The following is a 16286-nucleotide window of genomic DNA, read 5'->3' on the forward strand; positions in this document are numbered from 1 at the left end:
GTTTGAAAACAAGTTTAAAAATTAACGGATTCAACTGATGAAACAAAAAACACAACTAATTGACAGCTTCCGGTGGGTCGTATGCCTGCTTTACCTACTGGCGGTATTCCCGGCACATGGCCAGGAGGATGGGCGGATACAGGGCACGGTGGTAGACAGCAGGGGGAAGTTACTGCAGGGGGTAACGGTGACGGCAAACAACAGCAAAGGCGCGCGGATTGCTGTAACAACCTCCAATACCGAAGGGCTGTTCAGTCTGCACGGATTAACCGCTGGTGAACGTTATACCATCCGATTTTCCCTTATCGGCTATGCAGGCTATGAGGTTTCCGACTTTCTGGTGCAGGCAGGTGACACAAACTCCATTTTGGCCAGGTTAACGGAACAGGCAACGGATCTGGATGAGGTGATCGTCACTGCACTTGGAATCAAACGTGAAGAGAAAGCATTGGGTTATGCACAGCAGACCGTTAATGCAGAAGCATTGGCTACGGCAGTTTCGACGAACTGGTCGGAAGGACTGAAAGGCAAAATTGCCGGCTTGAATATTATTTCCGGCAGTACCGGACCGATTAACTCGCAGAGCATCCAGCTGCGTGGCACCACGTCGCTGGATCCGGGTGGAAACGCCGCATTGATTGTCATCGATGGCGTACCAATGAACCAGGAAACCACGGCTTATGGCAATAACGTGGGGGCAGCCTACGGTACGGAGGCACCGGTTGACTATGGTAACGCGGTCTCCGAACTCCGGCAAGAAGATATCGAAAGCGTAACGGTATTGAAAGGACCGTCGGCAGCGGCCCTGTACGGCTCCCGGGCGGCTAACGGCGCGTTGATTATCACAACGAAATCTGGACAGAAAAATCAGAAAATAGGCATTAGTTTTAATTCTACCCTGCTAACGGACCACATTATCAACTGGCCGGACTATCAGTACGAATACGGCGAAGGAGGCATTGCCCGCGTTAATGAAGCCGGTGAGCAGTACTATTCGTGGAACGATTCAGAAGATGGCCCCAGCACCAGAACACCGGTAGCTTTTGGTCCGAAATTCAACGGCCAGTACTACTACCAGTATGACCCTGTAACACAGGACCAGGGAGCGGAAAGGACGCTATGGAGGCCATACAAAAATAACATGAAAGATTTCTACCGCACGGGCATGACGTTTGAAAACTCATTGTCGTTTCAGGGCGGTGATTCGCGCGGTTCCATGCGGCTCAACCTGGGACGTACGGACAACCGGTATATCGCCCCTAACACAGGCTACGAACGAAATACCGTGTCTTTCAATGGGAACTACCAAATTACCAATGCGATCCGGTTATCTTCGGTAATGAACTATAATAACCGAAGCAGCGACAACCTCCCCGGGTTTGGTATGAGCAACGGCTCGCTGGGCTACTTTATGATGTTCCTGCTGCCTAATGTGGATACGGATTGGTACAAACCAATCTGGGTAAAAGGCCGGGAAAACCTGGAGCAGTTAAATCCATTTTCTGCCTGGTCGACTAACCCCTATTACCTGATGTATGTAGATACGAACCCGTTAACGAGCAATCAGCTTGTCGGCAACGTCAAGGCAGATATCAAGCTATCGGATCACCTGGACCTGATGGGACGGGTTTCGCTGAACTCCCTGTCGCAATTGCGTGAAACGCACCGGGGTTATTCCAGCAAAAAGCACCCCCGGGGATATTACGGCCGGCAGGACGTGACGAGCGAAGAAATCAACGCCGACTTTCTGCTAACCTATAAGAACACCTTTGCAGAGCGGCTTAATTATACATTGATGGCAGGCGGAAGCCGGATGTCTTATGATCATCGCAACGTGATGTCGGAAGTGGATGCATTGATTGTCCCCAACGTATACAGTCTGGCCAACGGGGTCAACAATCCCCTCGTACGCACCAACGACAGGCGTAAGCAGATCAACAGTTTCTACGGTATGCTTTCGCTATCGTGGGATGACAAGGTCTTCCTCGATGCTACCGGGCGTAACGACTGGTCGAGCACATTACCGGCGGGTAATAATTCCTACTTCTATCCGTCGGTGACAACCAGTGTCATCCTGTCGGAGTTGTTCGCCCTGCCGGAGCCGGTGAGCTTCTTTAAATACAGGCTTTCCTATGCCAAGGTGGGTAACGACGCCAACCCCTACCAAATTTCGAAGTATTACAGCCAGAGCGGATTTGCCAGCTCAGCAGTAGTGCCGGCAGCGATGTTCAATGCAAACCTTAAACCGGAAATTACATCGAGCTGGGAAACCGGTATCGATTACCGGATGTTTGATAGCCGTTTGGGGTTAGATCTTACCTATTACGTTTCGACCACCGAAAACCAAATTCTCTCACTGCCGAGCGATATCGTATCCGGTTACAGCAGCCGGGTAATCAATGCCGGTGAGGTGCGTAATAACGGTGTAGAAGTTGTCGTCACCGCCACTCCTATCCGGAACACCAATTTTGAATGGGACATCACGGCTAACTGGTCGACCAACCACAATGAAATTATCTCCCTGAACGACAACCTTGAGCGCCAGACATTGGCAACAGTATACCAAGGTTCCCTGATCGGCACAGTCGGCGGCAGCACGACCGACCTGTATGGAACGAAGTACGTCAGGGACGACCAGGGTAATCAGGTATTCGAAAACGGGGTTCCGGTGCGGACGGCAACGACCGAATACCTCGGCAACGTTGCACCCGACTGGCGTGCCGGGATAACCAACACGCTGCGGTATAAAAACTTCCGGTTTAATGCCACGATCGACGGTTCATATGGGGGATTGATCCTGTCCAATACGTATAACCGTTCCTCCTGGGATGGCTTTATGGCCAACACCATACCGGGCCGGGATGAAGGGGTAATCATTGGGAAAGGGGTGATGCCTGCCGAGGGTGGCGGGTACGTTGAAAATACCATCCCCGTAAATACACAGACGTATTATAGCCAGCTGCACCAGATCGCCGAAACCGGGGTATTCGAATCGTCATTTATCAAACTTAGGGAGGTTTCCCTGACCTATACGTTCCCGAAATCCCTTGTTCAGGGAGCTCATATAGACAACCTTTCCCTCAGTGTCTTCGGAAGAAATATTGCCGTGTTTGATAAGTTCCCGATGTGGGATCCGGAAGGTGGTACCATGAACGGAACATCCTTCGTACCCGGGCTTGAAATGGCACCGATGCCATACACGGCCACCTATGGGGCTACATTGAAAGTTGGGTTTTAATTAACAAAAGAAAGTCAGATGAAAACGATTACAATATTAGCAGCATGCAGCTTATTATTAGGTGCTTCGAGCTGCGATAATAACTTTGAGGAAATCAATACCAATCCGAACCTGATTGACCAGATCAGTCCGGGTACATTGCTGAATGAGGTCATCTACAACATGGCCTCCAATAATGTCACCAATCACTATAACATCAACTGTCAGCTGATGCAGGTACAGCTGCCGTACCCTGCATATTACGGTGGGATACAGCGGTATGAGATTCTGCCTACTACCGGGAATTCGCAGTGGAATGCTGCTTACAAATGGGCCAAAAACATCCGTGAGATGCGGATTACTGCGGAAGCGGACCAGTCAACTAATTACCTTGCCATTGCGCTCACGTTAAATGCCTGGGTGTATTCCAATTTAAGTGATACCTTCGGGGATATCCCGTTTTCCGAAGCTTCGCAGGCGGAAGATGGCATTCTCCAAGCCAAGTATGATGATCAGGAGACGGTTTACACGCAATTGCTGGCCGATCTCGAAACCGCAAATACACTGTATGATCATAACATTGCAATGGCCTACGGTACCGATATCCTTTTCGCCAACGATACCCGCCTTTGGCAAAAATTCACCAACTCCCTGCGCCTGCGCCTATTGCTGCGGGTATCGGACGTCCGTCCATCCGCTTATCAGGAAATGGTAGCCATCATTAACGATCCCGCTGCTACACCGATCATCGATGCGTCCTCGGAAGCCGCGGTATTTCACGTAACCGGGGTTACCCCGAATATCTCGCCATGGTCACGGGCACTTGATTTCAGTAATCAGCACGCTGTGGGTCAGTTTTTTATTGAAACGCTAAATGCGCTGGAAGACCCCAGGAGGCCGATTTACGTGGGACAGGCCACGGAACAAGGAGACCCAATCGGTTATAAGGGGATCCCAAGTGGATATGACAACGAGCAATTTACTTATTCGCCCTCCTATATGAATAACCAGCAGGTAGTAGCACCCATGATCATTCCGATACTTACCTATGCCGAAATCTGTTTCATCAAGGCAGAATTGGCACAAAAGGGACATCTGGATGATGTAGAAACCCATTATCAAAACGGCGTCCGGGCAGCGATTGAGCTGTGGACCGGCGAATCCGTGCCGGCAAGCTATTTTGAAACCAGCCAGGCTAAATACGACGGTACGCTTGAACGTATTATGCTGCATAAGTATCTGGCACTTTATTTTACCGATAACCAACAGTGGGCAGAATACCGCCGCACCGGGTACCCCGAGCTGCCTACTACCCATTCGATGTTAAATGATGGAGTAATGCCCTCCCGGCTGCTTTATCCGGATGTGCAGCCAATATACAACCGGACAAACTATGAAGCCGCTGCACAGGCCATGGGTGGCGACAATATCAATTCCAAAGTTTGGTGGGATGTCAATTAATAGGAGAAAATAACCATGAAAACGCACTATTTCTTTATTTTTCTTTTCCTGGCTGCAATCAATTGCAGTCAGGCACAACAGCAGGCCCAACCGGGATTCCGGGTAGCTTCCTACAACATCCGCTATGCCGCTGAGGCTGATGAACAATCGGGTAACGGCTGGGACATACGCAAGCAGCCCCTGTCCGAACTGATTAGCAGCCACGGTTTCGATATTGTTGGCACACAGGAAGGCAACACCTCGCAGCTGGCCGATTTGAGCGAACTGCTGCCGGGATATGCTTACCTGGCGCATCCTTATGGCGGACAGGACGGGCTATTATCTAACTGCGCCATTTTTTATAAAGCAGCACGGTTTGATGCGCTGGACTCGGGTGTCTTCTGGCTTAGTGAAACACCGGATATGCCAAGCATTGGGTGGGATGCCAGCGACCGCCGGATCTGCTACTGGACACAGTTCCGGGAAAAGGAAACGGGAAAGACATTTTTCTTCTTCAATGTGCATTTCTACTGGCGGAAACACATCGCCAAGGAACAGTCAGGACCGCTGCTCGCTCGCAAGATCCGGGAAATCGCCGGTAGTCAGCCGGTCATTTGCACTGGCGACTTCAATTCCCTTTCCGAAACCACTCAAATACAAGCGGTAAAGGGACTATTGTCAGATGCTTATGAAGTAACCCAAACCCCACGGGTCGGCGTGGAGGGCACCGGGTTTCCGGGAGGTGTGTTTCAGGGCCAGCCCGGAGGGCGGATCGACTACATCTTCGTAAGCCCGCACTTTCAGGTAGTAGATTACCGGGTGTTATCGGATACCTACAATGGCGATCATTATCCTTCCGATCATCTGCCCGTGACGAGCTGGCTTAGCTGGTCAACAGAAACAGCGCACTGAAATTATCCGGGGCGGGTAATTCCTTTCTTTTGGTTTGTATGTATTTTTTCGACTTTATGTAGAAAGTGACATCTTTTTTGGATATTGGCCGTGTGGATAATTCGATTAAACAACACCTGCTGGAGGCGTGCAGACAGCATGTGACTGCGCGTATTGCGCATGCACAGCAGGCCATTGCCGCAGCCAGTGAAGCGGCCGCCAGCGACGGCAAGAGCAGTGCGGGAGACAAATATGAGACGACGCGCGAAATGATGCAGCAGGAAATTGACCGGTACCAACAGTCGCTGGCCAATGCCAAACAGATGGAACAGCACCTGGCAGCCGTGGATATCCGTCCGCAATCGGGGCCGGCTACGCTGGGTAGCCTGGTTGAAACAAACCGCGGAACGTTTTTCATTGCCATTGGCATAGGCCGTCTGGAGGTAGATGGCCGGGCCTATGGCATCGTTTCCCCGGTTTCGCCCATAGGTGCCCAGTTGCTGGGTAAAACAATTGGCCAGCGCTTTGTGTTCAATTCACAGGAATATACCGTTAGTCAAATTGCTTAATCGAAATTGCGCAATTGCGGCATCACGCCATTTTCACGGTAAGCAAAGTCTTCCTATATTCGTACAATCCATAAGAGCCGCATTATGTTATTGCCCATCGGAGACGAAAACCACGACCGGGAATCATTTCCTTTTGTCAATTACCTGCTGATCATCGCCAATATACTGGTATTTATATTTTTGCAGGGCTTCGGATACAACATTCACTTTACATATGCCTACGCGATCATCCCCGCAGAAATTCTTACGGGTAAGGATATCGTTACCGATAGCCAGTTGATCATCGACCCGGTTTTGGGCGGCTCATTTGAGATGCCGGGCCTGCAACCAACGGGAATTCCCGTATTCCTTACACTGATTACTGCGATGTTTATGCATGGCGGAATCGGCCATCTGGCAGGTAACATGCTCTACCTTTGGATATGCGGTGACAATGTAGAGGACCGCATGGGGCACTTCCGTTATTTACTTTTCTATCTCCTTTGCGGTGTATTGAGTGGCCTGAGCCATGTATTCAGCACGCTGTTCTTCGGCCAGGACTTATTGATGCCTTGCTTAGGGGCGTCAGGTGCGATCTCTGCTGTGCTGGCTGGGTATGTCGTGCTGTTCCCCCATAAGCGGATTACGATCTGGATACTGTTTTTTATTATTTCGGTGCCTGCTATACTGGCTATCGGGCTCTGGTTTATCTTTCAGGTTAGCAACGGCCTTGGGGCACTCGGCGGCCAGCAGGCGGGCGGTGTTGCCTATGCAGCACATATCGGCGGGTTTATTGCGGGGCTCTTACTCGTTGGCCGTTTTAAGGGGAAACGGCGTTACCGGAAATCCCGCGTGAGGAGCGGAAGGTGATTCAGTTAAACTAATCTCCCTTAAGTTAAGTGGTCAACATGGATTAAGGTCGGTATTTACGATCGTTTCTTAACTTGGATTAATAAATATGACCGTTGGATATAGTAACTTGCATTCGTAACCGACAGGGATAAACATCAGTCCGTTGGCTGATTAAAATAAATCACATATAACAGGTAAAAACAGCATTATGGAAAGAACAGAAGTCGTTATAAATCACAATAACCGGGGAGAGATCCAGTTATTCACTGATGACCAGAAGGCAGGGAAAATGGATATTGCCATCGCTGGTGGTAAGCTGATCGTTTACCATACCGAAGTAAATCCTGCGCATGAGGGAAAAGGTTTTGCAAGGTTGCTGCTGGACAAGCTGGTTTCCCATGCTCGGGAACATGCGCTGAAGATCGTACCCTTATGCCCCTACGTTTACGCACAGTTTAAGCGGCATCCGGAAACATACATGGATATCTGGTTCAACGAGCATGATCAGGATTGATCCTTAACAAATTCATCGCTGAAATGGGTGATGATGGCCGCCTTTAGTGCGGCTGTATCCGGGGTGCCGATCCGTAGCGTTTGCGTGCCATTTTTTCCATAGCGTATTTCCACTGCTTTATTCCCTTGGATATTGTACAGCATACCTGAAGGGGTAATCCGGATACCAAACCCGGCATAGAACGGGATCTTCACTTCCCTTACGGCTGTAATGTTCTTTGGTGTTAAATTGAAGTGTATTAATCCAATGCCATAACTGATGTGAATGATGCCTTGTTCAACGATCGTTCTCATGCGGTAGAAACATAATAACAGCAAAAGCAATACAGCACTTATCAGGCATAATCCACCCAGGTCAATTGGCTTTTCACCCAGCTGGAAAATGTAGGCGACAACCAGGAAAACAATTGCGGGCACAAATACCGCAATCATAATCCAGCCGGGTTGAATGTGTTGATATTTCACGGGGATCTAATGATTTAGTCGCAAATAAATCAAATATAGCAATACCTGACCGGATTGCCAAGGTTATCCATGCCGCGCTCGTTTATTGTGACTGGCCGGTTTACAGTGATTCCGGCGCCGGCAAGATTACCACCATTGTGCCGCAGGGATTTCATAATACGTGGTGTCGGGCGCTTCCTGCCAGGGTGCCCGCCAGAATTTCCAGCTTTTCTTTTCTTGGTCGAACCATTTAGCTAAATCCAGCTTTCCCCAGGAATATTCCACCCGATAATCTTTGCCATTAATAGCTATCCATCCAAAGATACAGGGTGTTGAATGCCCGGACACCCCATTCGTGTAAACGATGGCCTTTTCAAACGTGATCGGGGTACCCGCGGGAATCGTATCCAATATCACCGTTTCCGGCGGGTCAATTACAGTCCGGTCGATATACCACTGAAAATTTTCATGCTCGGGGTCCATTAGCACAAACGGGTAATCATCGTTGCGCGCCGGTATTTCCTGCATCAGGTAGGCCTCCCGGTTTAACCGGACAGTCTGCCCGATTAGCTTATCAAACGGAGCGACCTTATTCAGGCTTGATGTTTTTGTTTTTATCGTGGCATACAATATAACGCCGAACATCAGTAACCCAAGTACACCGACAAGCAGGATTATGCTGCCTATCTTCGATTTTCTTTTTTGCATTTGCCAATCGGATTACGGTTTCTTTTCGTCCAGGTAGTATTCCGTTTTCCCGTCCGTGGACATCAGCCGGATGGTGTAACCGCTTTTCTCGGTTAAGGTAGCCGGAATCGTTTCCATTTCAAAGTCTGTACTGTTCAGTTTTTCACTGGACTGGTGATTTTTGCTCATAACTGTACTTTTCGCCACGTAGAACGTGTCCTGTTTCATGCTGACGATTTTGAACCAGCCAAAACCGATGCCGGAAGCTATTCGGTCTCCTTTTTCCTTATACGCTTCAAAGTGCCCGAAGAAGACATCGCCGGGAACCAGGGGCGCTTCCATGGCTCTCGTCTGTGCCGATTTCGGTACCGGTGGTTTGAACGAATCGTAAACCAGGCTGGCGAGAATACCGATACATAAGGTAAGGAATATCCAGCCGAAGATAGTGACTTTAATTAAATAGGGCGGTTTGGGGACTTCTTTTACACGATCTGCATAGTACATCCGCATCTCCTGTGTCCAGGCCCGTTTCGGAATTTTTTTATTTTCAGCGGTATCCCAGTATTCACCGAAAGTCTTCTTCGTATAAACCTTATAAATAACCGTTCTTACGTGATTCCTGTAGATGCCCAGTACCATGTCATTCCCGGCTTTTTGGGGATTTATTAAACCATCCGTGTGATGTACGGACTGTTCCATTTTGTCGATCGCTAACCACATATTCCTTTGCGCTTAAATGATATATTTAATGTGTTGATACCGTGTCCTTTGCTGCCAGACTTCCAAAATCCGTTACCGTACCGAAAAGGATATATTATGCTTTTTGGCGTAGGCAATTGCCAATTGATCCAGCTTGTCAAATTTTTGAAAGAGGGTCTCTTCTGTATCCTCATACATTTTTGCGATTGCAGCATGAATCTCTTCCTCCGGTTTTCCGGTGTCGATCAGTTGGGCAATGGCGAGGTAATCGGTTTCAAAAATCTGCTGGCCGTATTCCATTACCTCCTTTGCCGTCGCAATTAACTCCTTCGCGTCGTCCGTTTTGCGGAGGCCGTCGACCTTCCCGATCGCTTTTTGTACCGGTTTTACCGCCCGTTCCATTACATATTCCTTTGCCGAACCCGTTAGCCGGCCATCGCCTTTAAGCGCTATCAATTCCGTGAAAAACATTGGCCGGTAAGCCGTTGATACTAAGTTGCTGTTCAAAGCCGTTACGGCGATGTACTTTTCGGGCGAAACTTGGTTGCAGGCCTGGTGTGCTGCCATTAACAATATACAGACGGCCGTGTAGTAAATTCCTTTCATCGGGATGTGATCAGTTATCCAAAAACGGAAATTGATTTTCAAAGCCCTTTCCGATTACGGGCAATGGTTTCTTTACCTCGTTTATTGCGTGAATAATTCCAAATATCATCAGCAACAGCAATAAAATACCAGCGTAGCTTACCGCCGAAGCGACGACGGGTGACACCAGACTGATAATAAACACCGCGACGTTAAAAAAAATACCGATGACAAGGAGCCCCAGGCCCTGTTTGAGGTGGTAAGTACTCAACGAATCACGCTGGCCCTTTCCGGCAAAATAGGCAATCAGCCAAAAAATGCCGAGATAACTTAAAATGGATTGGGTTCTGGTAGTCATGTTTCCTCCTTATTGATGATCAGGCAAAGTTGGACAGAAAAAAAAGAAACATTGTTTTTTTGGGCGCGACAAATCATATATGGGATCGCGTTTAATTGTATACAAAGTATCTACATAGGCCGAAAACGGTGGAATAACCGGGTTTTCAGATGCCCGGAGTTCCTGTTTCTCGCACCATGAACGTGCCACGTTACCGGAAAATATTTTATTATTGCATCGGAACCCATCCGGATAGCTACATGGATACTACCAAAATCATCAGATACCTTGTGTTATTGCTGTTGGCAGGTCCCCTGACTGCAATGGCCCAGGCCATCGACGCAGAGACAGCCGCCACACTTGAAAAAGTTGAACGACTGCAATTGGAAAACCAGACCGGTGCGGCCCTGAAAACACTGGAAGCTGCCATCCGGGCACACGCCGATAAGCCGGATGACCTGGCTTATCTATATGCACACCAAAGCGGAATCTACGTTGCCATGGATAGCCTGTTGTTGGGTAAACGACTGCTGGACAGCAGTATGAGGTACGCCACGGATCAGGCAGCGAAAGCAGTGGCCTATCGGGCAAAGGCCTTTCTGGCCAATTACCTCAATGAGCCCGATGAGGTGGTAAAAGATGCACTAACTGGCCTTACATACCTCAATGGTAACGACGGCGAACTGATTACACGGTATCACCTGAATTACCTCCTATACCGTGCATACAGTAAATGGGGTGACCGTGAAAAAATGGAGAAATACATCCTGGAGTGTGCCGTGTATGCACAGCGCATCGGAAGGCCCAACCTATTAGCCAACGTTAACAACGGCCTTTCCAGTATGTACCTGGCTGATTACAGAAAGTCGAGGGACCGCGCCAGCCTCGACAGCATGTATCATTACCTGAAACAGTCTTTTATCATCCAGCAGGAACATGTGGGGGAAGTAAGCGGCAATACCTTTGCCATCACCTGTATCAACCTGGGCAATTTTTACCTGACTTATTCAGATGCTCCTGCAGCCGAACGGGAAAGGCAGGCCTATTTTTACCTCGGACTCGCTGAAGAAGAATTGGAACAGCACCGCGCCAGTGCGGAAAAGTGGGTAAATGTATACGGTATTAAAAGTGGATTTGCCCTCAGTAATGGAAACATTTTACAGGCGGAAAAATACCTGCTGCAGGGTTTGAGCCGCATCCAGCAAAGCGATCAGGCTCACGATAAGGAAGCATATGCGATTTTTAAACACTTGTCGGATATTGCTGTCAAGAAACAGGATTATCCCGCAGCCCTGAATTACCAGCAGCAGGCCGAAACCCGGCTCAGGCAGATCCTGGACCACGAGCAGATTTTCAATGCCCAGAAACTGGAAATCCAATATGAAACCGAAAAGAAGAACGAACAGCTGAAACTGCTTACTGAAACGGCTTCGCTCCGGAAACGGCAGAATTACCTTTACGGTGGCCTGGCACTGGCACTGCTTATCGGACTGGTATTTATGTTCAGTTCGTATCACTTTAGGCTTCGCTATTCCATTGAGCGGGAGAAAAAACTGGCCAATGAAAAAGAAGAGGGCGAACGATATGCGGCCATGCAGTTGAAAATGGAAAAGGAGGAGCAGGCCCGCCTCCGTGCTGAACAGGAGCTGCTCGAACTGCAGCGGGGGCGGTTGCAAAAAGAAGCGCTGGCCAATTCGCTGATTATCGAACATAAAAACGATATGCTGAACCAGATCCGCAGCCAGCTCAAAACAGGTGACACCCATCACGTGCGTAAACTGCTCAAAGAAGAGGCACTGCTTAATGCCGATTTTGAAGAGGTTAAATTACAGGTGCAGGAATTACATCCTGGTTTTTTTAATCAGCTCACCGGAAAATCGGTACAGAAGCTTACACCGCTGGATCTGAAATACTGCACCTATATTTACCTAAAAATGAATGCCAAGCAGATGGCACAGGCATTGCATGTGGAGGTACAGAGTGTGCGTATGTTCAAATACCGGCTCAAACAGAAACTCGGGCTTCCCAGGGAAAGTGACCTGGAACAGTTCATTCAGCAACTGGGCAACTGATGCTATAGGGAAGATCTGCACGGGACAACACCTACCTATAATTCCTGCTCATAGTAGATCTTATAGTATTTTCGGCCCTTTTCATCGACGCCCTGTTCAATCAGTTCGCGGTTGCCGTGGATATAGATGTGGAAGTTTTTATCCAGTTTCAGCACGCTTTTGAAAATCCGGGCCTGTTTCTTCACCACCTGCGATGCGATGTCAAAGCTATCCGATAAATCAAGTTCATGGTCCTGCTGATAATGCTTATCAAACCTGCGGAATGATTCAATTACACTAGGATCGCCAAAAACCGTTTCTTCAAATTCCTTTTTATCGAAGGTTTCACGTTTCTTGAAATAATCCACCGATCGATTCAGCAAATCAATCTGATCGGTTCTGGTTACTTCAAAGTCTTCCTGAATCTGTGTCGTAATGAAGTTTTTTGTCAGTGTCAAGAAGCTGTTTGTGTTATTGATGTCGTCGTTTTTCGGCCGGTGGTTAATAAAATCGCGCTGCCAGTAGTCGGTTTCATTGGGGTTGCTGTCTACGACAAGCAGTGTATACGGTTCGTCGGAAAACAAGATCAGGCAAGCCTTATCGGGTTTTTTGTTCCCGATTCCCCTGCGGACATTCATCCCCACGCCACCGGCGTCCGTCGCTGTTTCAATAAAATGCTCCTTATCCTCAAATTTGTAAATCCCCAGCGCCGCATAAGCCTTGTTATTCATTAAAACGCCATCAAACTTCGCGATAAAAACATCGCCGTCTTTGATGTTGGGGTGCCTGGATGACGAGATCAGGTGCTGCGCAATATTTTCGGAACATTCCGTGAAATCATCGTTGGTGTAAATCCGCCTGGCAAGGCTAAACAGGATGTTATAGTCAATATTTACGTCGTGTTTAAATTCAAATGTCTGCGTTGTGGTGAGGAAGGGTTTAAGGAATATTTTTTTCAGTACCGTTGCTTCGTCGTCTGTATAATCAATGGGTGATTTGCCTATCACGGAATTACCCTCTGCTGCTATCCGGTGCAGGATCAGCTTGCCGATCACGGCTTCTTCAAACTGGATCATGTGTTCTCTTCTTAAATTTTGATGCCGTTTCGCTTCTTTGGAATGTCATTCGCCGATAAAGGTATCAATCATTTTTTATTCGACCCTGTTTCACTTGTTATTCGCGATAACCCACGAGCGATCGGCTACCTATTTTTTAAATTAATTTATTGATAAACAATGTCTTATAATCTTTTTGCTCTTTTTTCAATATACCGGGGGTAACAACCACACCCGTGGACTGATATACCTACAAAGAACAACAAGTTTCACCTTTTAAATTACATGGTTATGAAAAAGAGAAATTACGTAAGCGTGCTGTTGCTCAGTTTCACTGTCGGTCTTGTCTCCTGCGATAAGGGAGATCCGCTTGAGCCGGTCGCGGCACCAGAAAGCAGCATCAGCATCGAACAGATGGCCAATGCGCGAAACCCCGAAGATGGCACAGGCCGGATCCACAATGCGTACCTCGATTATTTTGCAGGTCAGGTCAAAGCCGGAGACGGAGTAGACCGGGAGAAATTAATGGCTGTCACGCGCGATTTTTACCGGGAGCAGGATGAAGCGTTCAACGAGCCGGAACAATACCGCCTGCAGTCGTTGCTCGGCCGATATGCCGAATTAACCAACGGACATCCCCGCGCGCTTGCTGCCCTGAATATCTGCGACATCATCCCATCGCTGTGCAATACGCCCCCCGGGTCCCCCGGCCCGTATAATCCATTTCCCATCGTATCGCTGTTAACCGGCAACGGTGATGGTACCGCCACTTCCGGTGTGCTCGAATTTATCCGGAAAATCAAATCCATGGAAGCGGACCTGATCAATAGCCGTGAAGTTAAGGAAGGAGACCGCCGCGTGCTGCTTCAGGCTTATGCAGTAGCCCGTTACTCGGCAGCATACTGGCACAATGCCACGCACGGTGTGGCCAAACACCCACTGCGCGAACCGTTGGCCGACCTGACGCCAGCTGAGCTGTCGGACGTGGTTGCCGCGGATATCGCGGGTGCAATAGTAGGCGGTTCAGCCGGTTCAGCAGGCGGTCCGATAGGCACCGTGGTTGGTGCCGGGGTCGGTGCCGGTGTAGCCAGCGCCTATGCGGTATTCAACAAATGGAAGTGGTCGTGGTAATACGGCCACCGGATTCAAAAGACACTAATTTTTAACCATTAATACACATCATCATGAAAAAGTTCAGCAAATTATCTTTAGCACTATTGGCAGGCATCCTGTTTATGTTCACTGCCTGCGACAAAAACCCGGCAACACCCATTGACGTTGCTGTAGAACGGGAAATTCCGGTCGATCAGATGGCCAATCGCCAAAACCCGTATGACGACGAAGGAAAACGGCATAACGATTTCCTGCAATATTTCCAGGCAAATGTCGATGATCCGGCCGCATTGAACCAGGAGCGGATTATGGCACTGGTACGTGACTACCACGAGGCCAGCAAACTTGAATACAACGAGTTTACCGCCCGGGCGTATGAACAGACCTTTGCCGAGTTTCAGGTAGCCGGTATCGGCGGACCGTATTACGACTTCAACTGGTGCAAGCGTTTCCCTATCCTATGCTCGTTCCTGCCCGGCCCGTTCTTGCCCTTTAACCTGTTACAGGCTTCCAATGGAGGTACAGCCACTGACCGGGTTAGCAAGTTCCTGGAAGCAGTTAAGAAGAAGGAAAGCGAATTGCTGGCCAGCAAGGAAATCGATGAAGATGCCAAAACGGCACTCCTGATTTACACAACCGTAGCGCGGCATTCCGCGGCCTACTGGCACAACGAGCTGGAGGTGAAAAAATCAGGAAGCAAATGGACCGGCTGGACGACCGGCGCCACCGCAGCTAAGGCCAAGCCCTGCCATACCTGCGATGTGATCGGTGCCGATGCATCGGGTGCCACGATCGGTTTCTTTTTCGGCGGTCCCTGGGGGGCCGGCATCGGCGGGGGTGTGGCCAGTGCCGCATCTATCATCGAAAAACTCTGGTTTTAGGTTGTCATAATTACGGTACTGAAGCACAGTGCCGGAGGGCGCCAACCGTGGAAAGCAACGCTTTCCACGGTTGGCGCCCCTGGTATTTGATCTGATGGATGGCAGGTTAAGCCGGATGTGTGAAGTTATTCCCGGTTTTGCCGCTGCACCGGCAGAAACGGATATCAATTTGGGATCAGGTGGTACAGGGAGATTATTTGCATTCGGATGTAAAAAATCGGGTGTAAGTAGTAACTTTATCAACGTGATTACCCGGGAACGATAAAAACACATAACCACATGGAAATACGGCCAAGGGACAGCGCCCAACCGCCCATTGAAGAAATGTACCGGATCGCCAGGCAATATTCCCGCCGGGAAGAGGAGGTGGATGACCTGGTGCAGGACCTGTTGCTCGAAGCCGTCAGTACCGGACGGGATTTTGCAGACATCCGTTTCATGGCTTGGGGCAGGGGATTCCTCCGTAACCGTGCCGCTTTTGTCGCCCGCACCGAAGGCCGCCGTAGAAAAAGGGAAGCACAGTTTGACCCGCATGCCGAGGATTCCGGCATACGCGTCCGGCAGCTGCCCGAAAGGTTTATTACCACCCTCCGTCCGTCGCTGCAGCTTGTTGCACGGCTGGTTAATTGCGGTCTCGACCGGAAGGAAATCCGATACGTGCTGAACATTGCTGATACGGCGTTGCGCCAACGGATGACCGCCCTGCGCCAGGCGTGGCGCGCTTACCTTGTCGCTTCCGGGCAGCAGCCCGAATATGCGGAAGAATCTTCACGGATGTTACCCAGCGGACTGATCCGCCGTTCACTCACCGGCATGTTCAAGCAGACCGCTGCCCGTCACACGAATACACCCATCATCGGTAGCCACGATCCGGATGGGCATTTATTCACCATCCGCTCCATACCTGCTCACAAAACCGATCCTCACGGCAACAATACCCCCGATAAGCCGGGAAAGGCCCGGCATGTTTAAC

Annotated in this window: 16 protein-coding genes; 10 read left to right on the forward strand and 6 right to left on the reverse strand. The window is 49.3% G+C overall.

Annotation, left to right across the window (positions count from 1 at the left end):
• Positions 1-37 precede the first annotated feature (37 nt).
• The 6 genes from NEV57_RS08035 to NEV57_RS08060 all read left to right on the forward strand — a co-directional run bounded on the left by NEV57_RS08035 (position 38) and on the right by NEV57_RS08060 (position 7462).
• Complete coding sequence (locus NEV57_RS08035; RefSeq protein WP_257657796.1) at positions 38-3238, forward strand: SusC/RagA family TonB-linked outer membrane protein; 3201 nt, start codon at positions 38-40, stop codon at positions 3236-3238.
• 18 nt (positions 3239-3256) lie between these two features.
• Positions 3257-4678 carry a SusD/RagB family nutrient-binding outer membrane lipoprotein gene (locus NEV57_RS08040; RefSeq protein ID WP_257657797.1) on the forward strand — a complete coding sequence of 474 codons (1422 nt, stop codon included), beginning with the start codon at positions 3257-3259 and terminating at the stop codon, positions 4676-4678.
• Between the two features lie 15 nt (positions 4679-4693).
• Positions 4694-5569, forward strand: coding sequence for an endonuclease/exonuclease/phosphatase family protein (locus NEV57_RS08045; RefSeq protein WP_257657798.1), 876 nt, complete (start codon positions 4694-4696; stop codon positions 5567-5569).
• A gap of 77 nt (positions 5570-5646) precedes the next feature.
• Positions 5647-6117 carry a GreA/GreB family elongation factor gene (locus NEV57_RS08050; protein WP_257657799.1) on the forward strand — a complete coding sequence of 157 codons (471 nt, stop codon included), beginning with the start codon at positions 5647-5649 and terminating at the stop codon, positions 6115-6117.
• 84 nt (positions 6118-6201) lie between these two features.
• Positions 6202-6966: a rhomboid family intramembrane serine protease gene (locus tag NEV57_RS08055; RefSeq protein ID WP_257657800.1), complete on the forward strand. Its 765-nt coding sequence runs from the start codon at positions 6202-6204 to the stop codon at positions 6964-6966.
• A 190-nt stretch (positions 6967-7156) separates the two neighbouring features.
• A complete protein-coding gene (locus tag NEV57_RS08060; protein ID WP_257657801.1) occupies positions 7157-7462 on the forward strand; it encodes a GNAT family N-acetyltransferase in 306 nt (101 codons plus the stop codon).
• Here NEV57_RS08060 and NEV57_RS08065 read toward each other — a convergent pair.
• The 5 genes from NEV57_RS08065 to NEV57_RS08085 form a co-directional block, all read right to left on the reverse strand.
• Positions 7453-7926 carry a protein kinase family protein gene (locus tag NEV57_RS08065; protein ID WP_257657802.1) on the reverse strand — a complete coding sequence of 158 codons (474 nt, stop codon included), beginning with the start codon at positions 7924-7926 and terminating at the stop codon, positions 7453-7455. The two genes, NEV57_RS08060 and NEV57_RS08065, sit on opposite strands and share 10 nt — an antisense overlap.
• Positions 7927-8052: 126 nt before the next feature.
• Entirely contained in the window at positions 8053-8613 is a 561-nt protein-coding gene (locus NEV57_RS08070) for a hypothetical protein (RefSeq protein WP_257657803.1), read from the reverse strand.
• Between the two features lie 12 nt (positions 8614-8625).
• The gene (locus NEV57_RS08075; protein WP_257657804.1) at positions 8626-9312 is read right to left on the reverse strand and encodes a hypothetical protein; all 687 of its coding nucleotides are present in this window, start codon (positions 9310-9312) and stop codon (positions 8626-8628) included.
• Positions 9313-9384: 72 nt separating this feature from the next.
• Positions 9385-9897, reverse strand: a complete 513-nt coding sequence (locus NEV57_RS08080) for a hypothetical protein (RefSeq protein ID WP_257657805.1) — start codon at positions 9895-9897, stop codon at positions 9385-9387.
• 10 nt (positions 9898-9907) lie between these two features.
• Positions 9908-10234 (reverse strand): DUF4870 domain-containing protein, encoded by a 327-nt coding sequence (locus NEV57_RS08085; protein ID WP_257657806.1) that lies wholly within the window; start codon positions 10232-10234, stop codon positions 9908-9910.
• Positions 10235-10473: 239 nt separating this feature from the next.
• Between NEV57_RS08085 and NEV57_RS08090 the strand changes: the two genes are divergently transcribed.
• Positions 10474-12285: a hypothetical protein gene (locus tag NEV57_RS08090; protein ID WP_257657807.1), complete on the forward strand. Its 1812-nt coding sequence runs from the start codon at positions 10474-10476 to the stop codon at positions 12283-12285.
• 35 nt (positions 12286-12320) lie between these two features.
• Here the strand turns inward: NEV57_RS08090 and NEV57_RS08095 are convergent, their stop codons facing one another.
• Positions 12321-13340 carry a nucleoid-associated protein gene (locus tag NEV57_RS08095; RefSeq protein WP_257657808.1) on the reverse strand — a complete coding sequence of 340 codons (1020 nt, stop codon included), beginning with the start codon at positions 13338-13340 and terminating at the stop codon, positions 12321-12323.
• A 270-nt stretch (positions 13341-13610) separates the two neighbouring features.
• Here NEV57_RS08095 and NEV57_RS08100 point away from each other — a divergent pair, with 270 nt between their 5' ends.
• From NEV57_RS08100 to NEV57_RS08110, 3 genes are all read left to right on the forward strand, one after another.
• Positions 13611-14450 (forward strand): hypothetical protein, encoded by an 840-nt coding sequence (locus tag NEV57_RS08100; RefSeq protein WP_257657809.1) that lies wholly within the window; start codon positions 13611-13613, stop codon positions 14448-14450.
• A gap of 53 nt (positions 14451-14503) precedes the next feature.
• A complete protein-coding gene (locus NEV57_RS08105) occupies positions 14504-15313 on the forward strand; it encodes a hypothetical protein (protein ID WP_257657810.1) in 810 nt (269 codons plus the stop codon).
• A 279-nt stretch (positions 15314-15592) separates the two neighbouring features.
• Positions 15593-16285: an RNA polymerase sigma factor gene (locus NEV57_RS08110; RefSeq protein WP_257657811.1), complete on the forward strand. Its 693-nt coding sequence runs from the start codon at positions 15593-15595 to the stop codon at positions 16283-16285.
• Position 16286 lies beyond the last annotated feature (1 nt).

Source organism: Parapedobacter lycopersici, assembly GCF_024643285.1.
GTDB lineage: Bacteria > Bacteroidota > Bacteroidia > Sphingobacteriales > Sphingobacteriaceae > Parapedobacter > Parapedobacter lycopersici.